This is a genomic window from Streptomyces sp. NPDC004111, assembly GCF_042874215.1.
Classification (GTDB): Bacteria; Actinomycetota; Actinomycetes; order Streptomycetales; family Streptomycetaceae; genus Streptomyces.
The window spans coordinates 158,507-171,171 of record NZ_JBIAMU010000022.1; the positions used below are offsets into that span (position 1 = coordinate 158,507).

A 12,665-nucleotide genomic window follows, 5' to 3' on the forward strand; every position below is an offset into this window, starting at 1 on the left:
AGGTCAGACGGGTACGAGAGCCCCGGAAGAGCCGTCGTCATCGTCATCGTGCCCGCTACGTGCCCCCGGCTCATGATCGTGCCCGCTCAGCCAGGAGTCCGACGCTTCCGCCACCTGATCATCACGACCGGCAACCGGCCGGGCGTAGTGCCGGGTGGTGACGCTCGCGTTCGAGTGCCCGAGCCGGTGTGCGGCGGTCATCACACCGTACTTGTCGGCAACCCACGTACCGTGCGAGGCGCGGAGATCGTGAGGGGTCACGTCGGTCAGGCCGGCCGCCGACACCGCGGGGTCGAAGTACGCCTTGCGCCACTGGTTGTACCGCAGGGGCTTGCCACCGGGTGTGGTGAACAGCAGCGCATCGTCCCCGCCGGGCAGGGTCTCCAGGTACTTCCCGATCTTCTTCGCGAGGGCCGGGCCGACACGGATGAGCCGCTTCTGATGTGACTTCGGAGTGTCGAAGACGAGCTTGCCGTTCGCTTCGGCAAGGTTCTCGTCCACGAGCACGAAGCCGCCGGACACGTCGATGTCCACACGGCGGAGAGCGAAGGCCTCACCGACCCGAAGGCCCGCGTACGCAAGAAGCGCGATCAGCAGGTCATGGGGCTTGGCCGCGCTCCGCACCATCCGGGACGCTTCCAGCGGAGTCAGGATGTGCGGCTCGGTCTGGGGCATCCGGGGGAGCTTCACGCCCCGGCACGGCGTCACCGGGATCATGTCGTTGTCGACAGCCGAGCGCATGATCTGCGAGAGCACCCGGTACGCCTGCCGGATGCGCGACGCGCTGAGACCCTTGGTCCGCATCGAGCCGACCCACTCCGTGATCGTGATCGGACGCAGGCTCGACAGTTCCCGGTCCCCGAGCGCCGGAGTGATCAGGGAGTTGATCAGCGACCGGTAGGTGGCTTGGGTCTTGTGCTTGAGCTGCGGGGAGACCGCCGCGAGCCAGCGCGCGGACCAGTCCCGTACGGTCGTCTGCCCTTCGGCGGGGTCGAGCCACCGGCCCTCTTCGATCTCGATGCGCTTCTTGTCGAGCCACCGACCGGCGTCCGTCGTGGTCGCGAACGTGCGATCAGCGGGGCGGAGAACGCCGTCCGGGCCCGGGTAGCGCGCCTGGAAGCGACCGGAAGGGAGCTTGCGGATACGGCCGAAGTTCCGGCGTGCCTTGCGCCTCCCAGCCATTACGCGGCCCTCCGGTAGGTCACGGCGATCGGTTCCACGGTGTGCTCCGTGATGAAGGCCGCCAGAGCCTGTTCCGGGATCCGGACGTGCCGGCCGACCTTCACGAAGGTGATGCGCCGCTCCTCGATGAGCCGCCGCGGGAACCGGACTCCGGTACCGAGCGCCTCGGCTGCTTGCTGCACGGTCAACAGACGATCCATCGTCACCACGCCCCCTCTGCGGTCGGTAGGTCGGTCGTGCGCTCTTCACGGGCGATCTCTCGGCTTTGCTCGATGTCGCGGCGGATGTTGGCGGCCAGCCAGGATTCGCCGGGGGTGTGGCCGTGGCCGGCGTAGGTCCAGTGGGCGAGGATGAGCGTGGTCTCCTCGGGGATCTCGTCGGGGTCGGGGAGGCCGAGGGCGGCGCGGTGCTGGGCGGCGCGGTAGTCGGCGCGAACCTGGCGGAGGGCGCCAAGGGTGGTCGAGTAGCGGCGGGACTTGGTGGAGAAGTGGCCGCGGAAGCCGAGCATGTGGGCCCAGTCGCGGAGCTTGCGCTCCGGGTAGGCCGCGTGCAGGTCAAGGCACGCTTCGATCAGGCGCCGGGGGTGATCGGGTACCCCGAGGAGGACTAAGGCTTCCTTGTTGCCGATACGGCGGTCCACGGTGCCGGTGGTCTCTGCGGCTTTGGTGGCGTACTTGGCGACGTAGGAGGCCACGGCCTGTTCGGTGATCTCAGAGCCGTCCCCGAACGCCTTGATCTCGCGCACATCCACGCGGTCACCCCAGGCCAGCACGCGGGCACGGTGGTCACCGGACGCCTTCAGATCAACGCGGGCCCGGGATGCTGCGGCGTGAACCGCGTCGGTCAGCAGGGCGACACTCGCCCACGGCGGGGGCGGGCTGTCGGGTCCGTCCGGGCCGTCGAAGCGGATCACCGCGTGGAAGTGGATCGCGCCGCGCTTCTGGTACTCGGCCACCTTGCCGAAGGACACCTTGGACTGCTCACGGGCCGCCTTCTGGGTCAGGCCCGCTCGGGCGGCGATCTCGCGGCGCAGGTAGATCGTGAAGAACCGCCACAGCTCGGAGGCGTGGTTGTTCCACAGCACGGCGCCCGCATAGTCGTAGGTGGCTGCATCGAGCGGGGTGCCCAGCTCGGGCGCGTCCTCCGCATGGCGTGCACCGCAGCGGCACGGCCGGTGGTCCGGGCGGTTGTGGACCGGGCCGAACGACGGGGCGGTAAGGGTGGCAAAGACGCGGGGGTGTTCGCGGAGCGTGGTCGGGGTGCCCTTGGCCGGGTCCCCGACGAGACCGGCACGGATCAGGTGGTAGGTGTCCCCGGCGTACGTCCAGGCGCAGGACGGGCAGCGCGAGGCACGGCGGTTGCCGCACGCGATGCGGAGCTTGCCGCCGGGCTCACTGTCGGTGGCGTACGAGTACAGGACTTGGCCGGTGGCGCGGTCGCGGGTGACCGTCGCACCCTGGAGGTGGATCGGGTCGGAGCAGCCTCCGGTGCGGCGGATCTGGTCTTGGATGCGGTCGAAGCCCGGAGATCCGGCGACCCTCAGCACATCGGCGAGGGTGGCCGGGTCCAGGCCCGCCAGGGTGGCGGTGTCACTCACGCGAACACCCCCTGCCGGCAGGTCAGGAACGCGGTGCCGATCCACTCGGTATAGACAGGCGGGATCGCTTCGGTGAGTTCCTCACGCGCATCGGTCCAGGTGATGCCCATCGCACTCTGCATCTCGGACACGGTGGCCTTGCCCCCACCGGCTCCGTAGGCGGCCACGTAGGGGCCGTCCCGGTAGACGCCGTGGCGGTAGCCGCGCACGTAGCCCCGGTGACGGGGGTGGGCCGGTTGCACGGTGGCCCAGTTGCCGAGTTCGAAGGTGCGGTGCCGCAGCACTCCCAGCCCGAACATCTCCCCGCACAGAGTCAGATCCCGACGGACGGGTGCGCGCCCGTTGGGCTGCTCTATCACGTACGGCAAGCCCGTCGCTTCCAGCAGGGTGCGCAGTTCCGGGATGAGCTGGACGTGATCGCGTCCCCAACCCTGGGAGGCGTTGGTACCGACCGTCAGCGCACACCCTGCCTGGCAGGGCGGGGACGTGTGGACGAACGCGTACTGGCCGATGTCACCGGTGGTCAGCAGCCGTTCGAGGTGGGTGAGCGCGTCGCCCTGGTACTGCGGGAACGGGTAGTTGGGACGGGGCACGAGATCGACGCCATCGACGTCGAAGCCGGCGCGGTGGTAGCCCATGGCCGCCCCGCCGGCGCAGGAGAACAGGTCCAGCACCCGCAGCCCGGTGCGCGAAGGCGTGGTCATTGCACTCACCGCCCAGCCGGGACGGGCAGGGGGCGGGCGAGGGTGCGGGTGCCGGTGCCGTGGCAGGTGCGGCAGATCGCGGGGACGACGTGGCGGGAGCCGTCGCGGTGGCGGGTGCCGGTGGTGATGGCGACGACGGGGAAGCCGTCGCAGTCCGGGCAGACTCGGGTCACGGGGCCGGGGCGGTGCGTCATGATGGGGGTGCCTTTCGGGTCAGTGATCTGGAAGGTGGTGAGGCGCCCGGGGCGGCGGAAACTTGGCGGTTGAGGCCGCCCCGGGGGCTGTCAGCGGCGGCGGTTGCGGCGCGGCGGGTTGATCGGCGGGATGTCCTCGTAGCCGCGCTTTCCGGCGTCGAACGAGTCCTGGTCCACGTCGCCGTTGCCGAGTTCGCGCTGAATCCGGCGGACGGTCCTGCGGTCCCCATGGCGCTTCGCGATGGCGTACTCGCGGCCGAGTTCGGCGGCGGCCGGGTCGGCCGGGGACGGGTCCTGCTTGCGGCTGAAGATGCCCATGTCGATCGGTCCTTTCAGTGGTGGTTGATCTCGTCGCGCAGGGTGCGGACGAGGAAGAGCACGACGAGCCCGGACACCGACAGCGCGACGGCGGTCACGGCGACCGCAAGAAGCAGCGACACGGCGACGGAGGCCAACGCGAGGGCACCGGCGACACCCCCGGCGGCGAGGGCGACCGTGGTGCCGGTCGTACGCGGCAGCCGGGCGGCCAGGCCCAGCCCGGAGGACACGGGCGCCGGGGCCGGGGCGGGGTCGACGACGGCCGGCGGAGAGGCCGGGGTGTGGGCGGTCAGGACGGGGGTGTCCGGGACGGGGTGGCGGGGCTTGAACACGGGCTTGTCTCCTTCGGGTGGGTGCTACTTGGTGAACGGGGTGATCGCGGGGGCCAGGAAGCTGTCCGCGAGGAGGAAGCCTCCAAGGAGAAGCAGGGCGATCAGCCAGATCGGCGGGCGGGTGAGCTTGATGCCGAGGTAGCCGACGACAATCACAGCGAGCCAGAGCGGAACGTCCATGACGGGATCTCCTAGGCCGAGCAGCGGTGGGTACGCGCGGCGAGTTCGGCGGCGGAGCGGTTGTGGTACTCCGCGGAGAAGTCGCAGCGGGGCGCGGTGCAGGCGGCGGTGTGGCGGTCCCGGCCGCGGCCGTCGTAGAAGCTGGCGACCTGGACGGGGCCGAACTTGCGGACGTCACGGAAGCGCCGGTAGGCGGACATAGCGAATCGTTCCTTTCGGTCAGGTGAGTTGGAGTTGGGCAGCGATCGAGTCGACGACCGGTTCCGGGAGTCCGAGTTGCGCCCGCAGGCTGGCAACCGGGAGCGGGCTTCCGGTGGTCGCGTGGTGCTGGTCAGCGAGCTTGCGGGCATGGTCCAGGAGTGCCGGCGGAACACTCGCCGCGACCGGCTTGGGCTCCGAGGCCGGTGCCGGAAGTTCGGCAGGCGCGGGCGGCTCGGAACGCTCCTCGGCATCGGGCGCGGTGTCGGTGCGGTGCACGTCGACCGCAGGCACTTCCTCGCTGGGCTCCATGGGCGCCGGGGCTGCGGGGATGGCCGGAGTGTGGACGAGGAGCGTGCCACCGAGGAAGGCCAGCGCGGGCCATCCGGCGACCGCGATCCGCAACCAGGTCGGCACGTCGGCCAGGTCGAGGAGTCCGGCGGTCGCGATGTTGGCACCGAGCGAGGCGAACAGGGCGATGACGAACCAGGTCCAGGCGGCACGGTCACCGCGGGCGGTACGCAGGCGGCGCCAGGCCGCAACTAGCAGCAGATCGACGCTGATCGGGTAGGCCCACGCCTGCCAGCCGGTCTGTCCGGCTGCTTCGGCCAGGTCGTGCAGGTGGGAGAAAGACAGGGCTCCGGCGATCACTGCTTGGATCAGTACGGCGTCCACACGGATCGGACGGTTCATGTCGCTTCACCTCCTTCGCGCGTTGAGCCGAGGGCGGGACGGGGAACGGGTCCGACCGCCCAGCCCCGGCGGTAATCAGTCGGTGGGCGCGGTTCCGGTGCCGAGGCAGTCCAGGCACACCGCGGTCTGCTTGTCTCCGGTGTCGCGCTTCTTGCGGGCACCGACCCGCACCGTCTCGGTGATCTCTCCGGTCCCGCTGCACGGCTGGCACTTCGCAGACTTCAGCGCTGCGGTGGGGGGCGCGGTGGTCTTCCGTGCAGCCATGGAGATCACCAAGCCCACGGGGAGTCGGTGTCAGAGCCCTCGGAGGGCTCGTCGTGGTGGGCATCCATAGCCTCCGGCGCGTTGTTCCACGCGGACAACAGGGCGGACTCCAGCGGGTCGAGCGGCTCCGGACTGCGGTCAGCGGGCTCCGGGAAGGGGAGAACGGTCATGAGGTCACTCCTTCGGTTTCAGGCATGGGCGGGGTGGGGACCTGGCGTGAGGCGGTCACGCCGACCGGTGAGCGGGGTGTCTCAGGGAATGGCCGGGGCCGTCGTGGGCATGGGCGGGAACACCACCGCCGGGGCCGGGGCGGGAGCGGGAGCCGGGCGGAAGGGCTCCAGGGCCGGAAGGTCCGGGATCAGGTGGGCGAACTTCCGGCAGTCCGCGACGGTTTCCTCTACCGAGGTCAGCGGGGTGCGGATGCGGCCCCAGCCGCCGGAGGCATCCGCGGCAACGGCCTGCCCGGGGCGGTCCGCGGGGATCGTGCACGCGGCCGGCACCGATTCCGGGGCCACGTCGTTCAGGCCCATTTCCGCGGTCTGCTTGTCGTTGACCCGGTGGACCACCCGGCCGGTGAGCTGGGCCCGGAGCATCGTGGCGCCCTTGCCCAGTTCGGAGCCGAAGCGCTGCCCGCAGATCTCCAGGTACACGCCGACCGCGCGGGAGAGCTGGGCCAGCCGGATCAGCCCCATCACGATCCGTTCGCGGCGCTCCTCATCCCTCTTCGAGGAGATCAGGAACAGTTCCGCGATCTCGTCGATCAGGACCACGACCGGCGCCGGCCGCATGTCCTCCGGCAGCTCCCACACGTCCGAGGCGCCGTGCTTGGCCAGCAGATCGAAGCGGTCTTCCATCTCCGCCACCAGCACATCGATCAGCGAGGCGGCATCGTCCGGGTTCGTCGCCAGTGCGGACAGCCGCGGCGCATACCGGGACTGCTCGACACCGCGCTTGCAGTCGATCCCGACCAGGGCGACCGGCAGTTGCGCCAACCCCTTGATCAGGCTGCGCTGATACATCGACTTGCCGGACTGGTTCGCCCCCAAGGTCAGCGCGTGCGGGATCTCCCGGTAGTTCCGCTCGTACGCGGTGCCGTCGTCCCGCAGCGCGACCGGCACGACGAGATCACGCGGCTCGGTGTTCTTCGGCATCTGCACCCGGCGCAGCAGGTCGAAGCCCGTCATCCGCAACTGGACGAACCCGGGCTTGGTCGGCCGCACATGGACCGAGTGGACGCCCCAGGCGTGCCGCAGCCGCTCCGAGGCCGCCGCCAGATCGGCGGGCTCCAGCCCCGCAGGAAGGCGCAGCGTCACCCGCAGCCCGGTCGACGTGCCCCACATCCGGCGGATCTTCGGAGCCACCGGCCGCACCTCGTGCCGGGCGACCCGGCGCGACATGAACGCCCGCAGACCCGACGGCTGCACCGTCAGCCCGCACACATCCATCGTGTTCCGGTACGACCACGCGAACCGCCCCCAGGCCACCGGCATGCCGATCGTCGCCCAGTACACCCGCGGCGCCCGCACCTTGGCGTAACCGGCGCCACCAGCCGCCGCTAAGGCGCCCGAAGCCTCCAGCCACAGGGTCAGGTCAGCCATGACTCAGAGCCCCATGATCGCGGTCGCGCGGAAGGAGATCCCGTGGCGCTTCTCGCCGTTGAAGGTGTTCTCCCAGTCCCGCGCCTTCAGGCCGACCACCTTCACCGGCATCCCCGGCACCAGCCCCTCCGGGAAGCCCGTCTCCGGCACCGTCACCTGGTAGAGGTTTCCCTCTCCCTCGTCCGAGACCAGCAGGCCCACCGTCGACAGCGACGCGTTCGTCTCCCGGTCCACCGCCCGCTCACCGGTCTTCTTGTTGACCATCTTCGGCTCCGGCGCAGTCGCCACGAACACCACAGCGGTCGAAGTGTCGATCTTGAAGGACGGCATGACTGTCTCCTTGAGTTCAACTCAGGCCCTTTGGACCTCTTGCTCAACTTGTTGGTACAAGCTGACACCTAGAGAGTGAGCCACAGGGAGTGAGACGTCAAGCACTTCGCGCAAACATGTACCAACAAGTTGAGCGAGTGCGTCATGATGAGGGCATGAGTAAGCAGCCGAAGTACCAGCAGGTTGCCGACGCGTTGCGTCGGGAGATCGACAACGGCACCTACCGACCTGGCTCGCGGCTGCCCTCCGAAGCCGAACTAGCAGGCCGGTTCGACGCCTCCCGAAACACCGTGCGGTCAGGTCTCAATCTGCTGGTCAGCCAAGGTCTCATCACGTCCAGCCAGGGCCTTGGTTACGAGGTTCGCAAGCATGAGGTGTTTGAACTCAACGCATCTCGCTTCGAGAATCTGACCTTCCCGCAGAACGGAGATGCCTTCTCCACCGACGTGACCAACGCTGGCCGGCATCCGCACCAAACCTTCCGCGTCGAACTCACACCAACGCCTGAGTATGTTGCGCAACGGCTCAGGGTCGAGGCGGGGTCACGCTCAGTGCTGCGGTTCTGCCACCGGTTCGTGGACAACGTCCCTTGGTCGACTCAGGCCACCCACTACCCGGACTGGCTCTTGGCCGAGGCTCCGCGCCTGGCAGAGCCGGGTGACATTGCCGAGGGAACAACGCGCTATCTCGCAAGCGTGGATATCGAGCAGATCGGGTACCGCGACGAGATCGCAACCCGCATGCCAACGCCCGACGAAGCGCGACTTCTGGAGATCGGCGCCGGCGTACCCGTGATGCTCTGGACTAGGACTGGCTACTCACTCGACCGCCCCATCCGGTGCACGATTACGACGCTTCGAGGGGACCTGAACCGGATGAACTACGAGATCGGCAACCTGTCCGGCATGGGCGGGACCGAAACCGAGTGAAGATCACAAGCGCCACCCCTGACGATTTGCAACACCTACTCGACTTCCGGCAGGAAGCCGCTTCCTGGATCAGCCGTCTCGGGATCGACCAGTGGCGCCGCCCCTACCCCGCCGATCGGCTACTGAAGACGATCGAACAAGGCACTGTGTTCATGCTTAGGGACGGCACAACCACCGCCGGAACCATCACTCTCACGCCTGAAGCCGAAGAGGGGCTTTGGACGGATGACGAGCTGGCCGAACCGTCGTTGTTCGTCAACAAGCTCACAGTGTCACGCCAGTACTCAGGCCAGAACTGGGGTGGCCAAATGCTGGACTGGGCAAGCAATCGCGGATGCCAAGTAGGCGCCAAGTGGATTCGTCTCGACGCATGGACGACCAACGAACCACTCCAGCGCTACTACTTGGGCCAGGGCTTCCAGCATGTGCGCACTGTCCTACAGGGCAACGCCGTCAACGGCGGACCACGTGTCTCAGGCTGGCTAGCCCAACGAGCCACCTCGGCAACCGAACACAGCCTCACCGACGAGACGCCTGCCCCGCAGCCCTTGGACGCCTGAGCTGTTACGAGTTTCTCTACCTCATCAAGCCACCCGGCTGCGCTCCGCTCCGCCGGGCGGGCTTCCCGGCTCCGCTGGGGCTGTCGCTCCTGCCTTCGGCCCGCTCCGCCCCGCTCCCGCCGACGCCCGCCCACATGTGGATAGACCGAGCAGCATCGGTCGAGCACCCGACGAAACCCCGGCGCCGGACGAGGACATGCCTCCGGCGGGGGCGCTCCGACTCCGGGATGGCCGGGGCGCCGCTTGCGAGTGCCGGCCGAATGGGGCGGGCGTAGTGGGCTCCCATCCCGTCTGCCGTCGACCCAGGCAGAGCCGAGCAGACGCGGCCCATGGCGTCCAGGTCGTTCGTACAGTGGCGCGCTCCACCTGGACGCCATGAACCACGCCCGCTCCACGGTGTGTGGGTCGACGGCAGACGGGATGGGAGCAGGGGTGAGTGTTGGGCGGGCGGGGTCTGTGATCCGCCCGCCCGAAGCCCTACCGGGTTTCCGCCAACCTGCGTAGGAAGCGATCGATTACGCGCTCAAGCTCTGTTCGATCCTGCAGAGATTCGACAGGAACACGGTCGATGTAGGCGATACCTGAGTCGCGCATCAAATGCTCTCGGGTGACGTCAAGCGCTCGGCGAGCGTTGTGGTGAGGGCCGTCGATCTCAAGGATGCCGGCGCGGCCCTTGTAACAGACGAGGAAGTCCGGCTCCCAGGTCCGTCGCGCGATCCTGCCATTAGGCAGAGGAAATATAGAGATCGTCTCTTCCACCGGAAGCACCTTCTCCTGACGGTGCTTCAGCAACCGGTAGACGAGCTGTTCGCCCTCGTTAGTGAAGGCGAGGTCATCCTCCAACCAGCGACGCGGCGCGGGTTGGAGTCGCCGCGCTTGGTTCGTGGGCCGCTCGCCTGAGATCTCGCGCTGCACCATCTCGCGCCAGCCGGGCCCGAGCGCCGGAAACAACTCCCTTACGCCCACCCAGTTCACGCCCAAGTCAAAGTGCTCCGAGATCTCTCGACAGAGGCCCCTCAGCTTCTCCAGGAGATCATCAGTGAAGTGGGACTTGTTGGCGGCCTCGACTTCAAGGATTAGGTCTTCCTCATTGTTCCGGTCGTCCCACTCGATCTTCCAGCGCTCAACCTGCAACAACAGTTGTGCTGTCGCCACGTCTCCACGCCTGACAGACAGGAGCGACATGTAGGCCACCAACGTCTCTGCGACTACGCCCTTCCTCTGGCCATCCGGCAACGTGTGGTCGCTCAGCAACTCCTCGTAGCTGAGCGATCGGCCGCTTGCAGCAGAACCATGTTCAAAGTCATTGGTCAACGGACCCTCCACCCCGACGTAGTCACGACCACGGTATCTGCCACCCCTGACATCGAGTTCGCTTTGAATGATCAGTCCGCGCACTACTGAGGTGGCCGTGCCCCATGCGTGCCCCATCTAGCAGTAAACAGCGGGGAATCTCGGGGGTGTCCGGTTAACGCTAAGAGCGACGGCCCCCGACCGGTGTACCCGGTCGGGGGCCGTGCTTGCGCGGTGGGTGTGGGATTTGAACCCACGGTGACATCGCTGCCACGACGGTTTTCAAGACCGTTCCCTTAGGCCGCTCGGGCAACCCACCTCAGCCCCGGCGACCTGCGGCGGAGCGCCTACAGCCTAGCGGTTGCGGCGGACGGGACGGGCCGTTGGTCCATCTCCGGTGCCCGAGGAGGGAAAACCGGTACGCAAAAGGGGCCACCGAAGCGATTTCGGCGGCCCCTTCGGCCACTGCTGTCCCGCTCGCCCGCCCGCAAGGGCGACCCGGCCGGAAGGACCGACCGCCCGGAAGGACCGCCCCGCAGGACGGTCCGTCCGCCCGGAGGGGCGACCGGGCCGGAGGGTCTAGTCGTCGCCCTCGCGCGCCTGGAGGGTGACCTCCGCGGTGGACTGCTTGCCGCCGCGCGTGTAGGTCAGCTTGACCTTGTCACCGGGCTTGTGGGTCCAGATCTCGCTGATCAGGGTGGGGCCGCTGTCGATGACCCGGTTGTCCAGCTTGGTGATGACGTCGCCGGGCTTGAGGCCGGCCGCCGCCGCGGGACCGCCGGGCGAGACCGCGGGAGTGTTGCCCGCGCCCTTGTCGGTGATCTTGGCGCCGTCGCCCCGCTGTTCCATCGAGACCGTCGCACCGATCATCGGGTAGACCGGCTTGCCCGTCCTGATGAGCTGCTGCGCGACCGTCTTGGCCTGGTTGATCGGGATCGCGAAGCCGAGGCCGATGGAACCGGACTGGCCGCTGCCGCCGCCGAGGCCACCGCTCGGGACGGACTGGATCGCGGAGTTGATGCCGATGACCGCACCGCGCGAGTCGAGCAGCGGACCACCGGAGTTGCCCGGGTTGATCGAGGCGTCGGTCTGCAGGGCGCTCATGTACGAGGCCTTGCTGCCCTGGCCGTCGCCCGAGGCGACCGGGCGGTCCTTGGCGCTGATGATGCCGGTGGTGACGGTGTTGGACAGGCCGAAGGGGGCGCCGATGGCGATCGTCGAGTCGCCGACGACCACCTTGTCGGAGTCGCCCAGCGGGAGCGGGTTGAGGTCGCCCGCGTTCTTCAGCTTGATGACCGCGACGTCGTAGCCCTGGGCACGGCCGACGACCTCGGCGGCGTACTTCTTGCCGTTGGAGAACGTCACCGAGAGGTCGCCGCCGTCGGCGGCCGAGGCGACGACGTGGTTGTTGGTGAGGATGTGGCCCTGCTTGTCGTAGACGAAGCCGGTGCCGGTGCCGCCCTCGCCGCTGCCGCTCTGCGCGTCGATGGTGACCACGGAGGGCAGCGCCTTGCCCGCCACGCCCGCCACGCTGTCCGGGTCGCGCTTGAAGTCCTGCGGGTTGCCCGCCGCCGAGATGGTGGTGGAACCGCCGGATCCGCTGTCGCTGCGGTTGGCCGCCCAGTAACCGACGCCACTGCCGACACCGCCCGCCACCAGCGCGGCGACCAGGACGGCGGCGATCAGCCCACCGCGCCCCTTGCGCCTGCCCGGTGCGGGGGAATCGGCGGCCGGCGCGCCCCAGGGGTCGCCACCGCCGTGCCCGCCGCCGTAACCGCCACCGTGGCCACCACTCTGGTGACCTTCACCACCACCGCCGTACGAGGGGTACGCGGGCGGCGGCGGGGGCGGCCAGGCCGCACCGTGGCCGGCCGGGGCGGCGGGCGGGGGCGCGGGGGTCGCGGGCGGCAGCTGGTGGGCCGGCGCGGCAGCCGGCAGCTCCGCCGTGTGCTGCGGGGCGGGCGGAGCGTCGTACACGGGCGCGGCCGGACGGGGCTCGTGGGCCGGGGCGGGAGCCGGGGCAGGGGCAGGGGCAGGTGCCGGGGCAGGCGCCTGTGTCGAGGCCGCTGCCGGAGCGGGGGACTCCGGTACGGCCCGCGCGGGCGCGCCCGCGTCCTGAGCACCGCCTGCCGGAGCGCCGCCTGCCGGAGCACCGCCTGCCGGAGCGCCGGCCGCCTGCGCCTCGACCGGAGCGGGAGGCGGTGGCGGGTCGGACGGGGCGGCCGGTACCGCAGTGCCCTCGTTCTCGGTGCTCACAGCTCTCTCCTCGGTTCCACGTCGTCCTGGGTGATTT

At 69.1% G+C, this 12,665-nt stretch carries 18 protein-coding genes and 1 tRNA gene; 2 read left to right on the plus strand and 17 right to left on the minus strand.

The features are described 5' to 3' along the window. Positions 1 to 3 precede the first annotated feature (3 nt). From ACFYVL_RS35580 to ACFYVL_RS35645, 14 genes are all read right to left on the minus strand, one after another. Complete coding sequence (locus ACFYVL_RS35580; protein ID WP_389252426.1) at positions 4 to 1,182, minus strand: tyrosine-type recombinase/integrase; 1,179 nt, start codon at positions 1,180 to 1,182, stop codon at positions 4 to 6. Beyond that, a complete protein-coding gene (locus tag ACFYVL_RS35585) occupies positions 1,182 to 1,382 on the minus strand; it encodes an excisionase family DNA-binding protein (RefSeq protein WP_389252428.1) in 201 nt (66 codons plus the stop codon). The genes ACFYVL_RS35580 and ACFYVL_RS35585 overlap by 1 nt, the downstream gene beginning before the upstream one ends. 2 nt (positions 1,383 to 1,384) lie before the next feature. Beyond that, complete coding sequence (repSA, locus tag ACFYVL_RS35590; protein WP_389252430.1) at positions 1,385 to 2,779, minus strand: replication initiator protein RepSA; 1,395 nt, start codon at positions 2,777 to 2,779, stop codon at positions 1,385 to 1,387. Further along, the gene (locus ACFYVL_RS35595) at positions 2,776 to 3,483 is read right to left on the minus strand and encodes a DNA methylase (protein WP_389252432.1); all 708 of its coding nucleotides are present in this window, start codon (positions 3,481 to 3,483) and stop codon (positions 2,776 to 2,778) included. The genes repSA and ACFYVL_RS35595 overlap by 4 nt, the downstream gene beginning before the upstream one ends. A gap of 5 nt (positions 3,484 to 3,488) precedes the next feature. After that, positions 3,489 to 3,677, minus strand: coding sequence for a hypothetical protein (locus tag ACFYVL_RS35600; RefSeq protein ID WP_389252434.1), 189 nt, complete (start codon positions 3,675 to 3,677; stop codon positions 3,489 to 3,491). A gap of 90 nt (positions 3,678 to 3,767) precedes the next feature. After that, complete coding sequence (locus tag ACFYVL_RS35605) at positions 3,768 to 3,995, minus strand: hypothetical protein (protein ID WP_389252436.1); 228 nt, start codon at positions 3,993 to 3,995, stop codon at positions 3,768 to 3,770. Positions 3,996 to 4,009: 14 nt separating this feature from the next. Then, complete coding sequence (locus ACFYVL_RS35610) at positions 4,010 to 4,327, minus strand: SpdD protein (RefSeq protein ID WP_389252438.1); 318 nt, start codon at positions 4,325 to 4,327, stop codon at positions 4,010 to 4,012. Between the two features lie 24 nt (positions 4,328 to 4,351). Further along, positions 4,352 to 4,507: a hypothetical protein gene (locus tag ACFYVL_RS35615; protein ID WP_389252439.1), complete on the minus strand. Its 156-nt coding sequence runs from the start codon at positions 4,505 to 4,507 to the stop codon at positions 4,352 to 4,354. 11 nt (positions 4,508 to 4,518) lie between these two features. Continuing rightward, the gene (locus ACFYVL_RS35620) at positions 4,519 to 4,707 is read right to left on the minus strand and encodes a mobile element transfer protein (protein ID WP_389252441.1); all 189 of its coding nucleotides are present in this window, start codon (positions 4,705 to 4,707) and stop codon (positions 4,519 to 4,521) included. Positions 4,708 to 4,726: 19 nt separating this feature from the next. Then, on the minus strand, positions 4,727 to 5,398 hold the full coding sequence (locus ACFYVL_RS35625; protein ID WP_389252443.1) for a DUF2637 domain-containing protein: 672 nt from the start codon (positions 5,396 to 5,398) through the stop codon (positions 4,727 to 4,729). 75 nt (positions 5,399 to 5,473) lie between these two features. Further along, on the minus strand, positions 5,474 to 5,662 hold the full coding sequence (locus tag ACFYVL_RS35630) for a hypothetical protein (protein WP_389252445.1): 189 nt from the start codon (positions 5,660 to 5,662) through the stop codon (positions 5,474 to 5,476). Between the two features lie 5 nt (positions 5,663 to 5,667). Beyond that, positions 5,668 to 5,832, minus strand: a complete 165-nt coding sequence (locus ACFYVL_RS35635; protein WP_389252447.1) for a hypothetical protein — start codon at positions 5,830 to 5,832, stop codon at positions 5,668 to 5,670. An 81-nt stretch (positions 5,833 to 5,913) separates the two neighbouring features. Continuing rightward, complete coding sequence (locus tag ACFYVL_RS35640) at positions 5,914 to 7,260, minus strand: FtsK/SpoIIIE domain-containing protein (protein WP_389252449.1); 1,347 nt, start codon at positions 7,258 to 7,260, stop codon at positions 5,914 to 5,916. Between the two features lie 3 nt (positions 7,261 to 7,263). Continuing rightward, positions 7,264 to 7,590 carry a hypothetical protein gene (locus tag ACFYVL_RS35645; RefSeq protein ID WP_389252452.1) on the minus strand — a complete coding sequence of 109 codons (327 nt, stop codon included), beginning with the start codon at positions 7,588 to 7,590 and terminating at the stop codon, positions 7,264 to 7,266. 155 nt (positions 7,591 to 7,745) lie between these two features. Here ACFYVL_RS35645 and ACFYVL_RS35650 point away from each other — a divergent pair, with 155 nt between their 5' ends. Together ACFYVL_RS35650 and ACFYVL_RS35655 are read left to right on the plus strand one after the other, a co-directional pair. Next, entirely contained in the window at positions 7,746 to 8,519 is a 774-nt protein-coding gene (locus ACFYVL_RS35650) for a GntR family transcriptional regulator (protein ID WP_389252454.1), read from the plus strand. Further along, positions 8,516 to 9,079, plus strand: a complete 564-nt coding sequence (locus ACFYVL_RS35655) for a GNAT family N-acetyltransferase (protein WP_389252456.1) — start codon at positions 8,516 to 8,518, stop codon at positions 9,077 to 9,079. The genes ACFYVL_RS35650 and ACFYVL_RS35655 overlap by 4 nt, the downstream gene beginning before the upstream one ends. Positions 9,080 to 9,556: 477 nt before the next feature. Here the strand turns inward: ACFYVL_RS35655 and ACFYVL_RS35660 are convergent, their stop codons facing one another. The 3 genes from ACFYVL_RS35660 to ACFYVL_RS35670 form a co-directional block, all read right to left on the minus strand. Further along, complete coding sequence (locus tag ACFYVL_RS35660) at positions 9,557 to 10,393, minus strand: hypothetical protein (RefSeq protein WP_389252458.1); 837 nt, start codon at positions 10,391 to 10,393, stop codon at positions 9,557 to 9,559. A 211-nt stretch (positions 10,394 to 10,604) separates the two neighbouring features. Continuing rightward, positions 10,605 to 10,691: transfer RNA gene (locus tag ACFYVL_RS35665), tRNA-Ser, on the minus strand. Positions 10,692 to 10,951: 260 nt separating this feature from the next. Then, positions 10,952 to 12,628, minus strand: coding sequence for a S1C family serine protease (locus tag ACFYVL_RS35670; protein WP_389252461.1), 1,677 nt, complete (start codon positions 12,626 to 12,628; stop codon positions 10,952 to 10,954). Between the last annotated feature and the right edge of the window lie 37 nt (positions 12,629 to 12,665).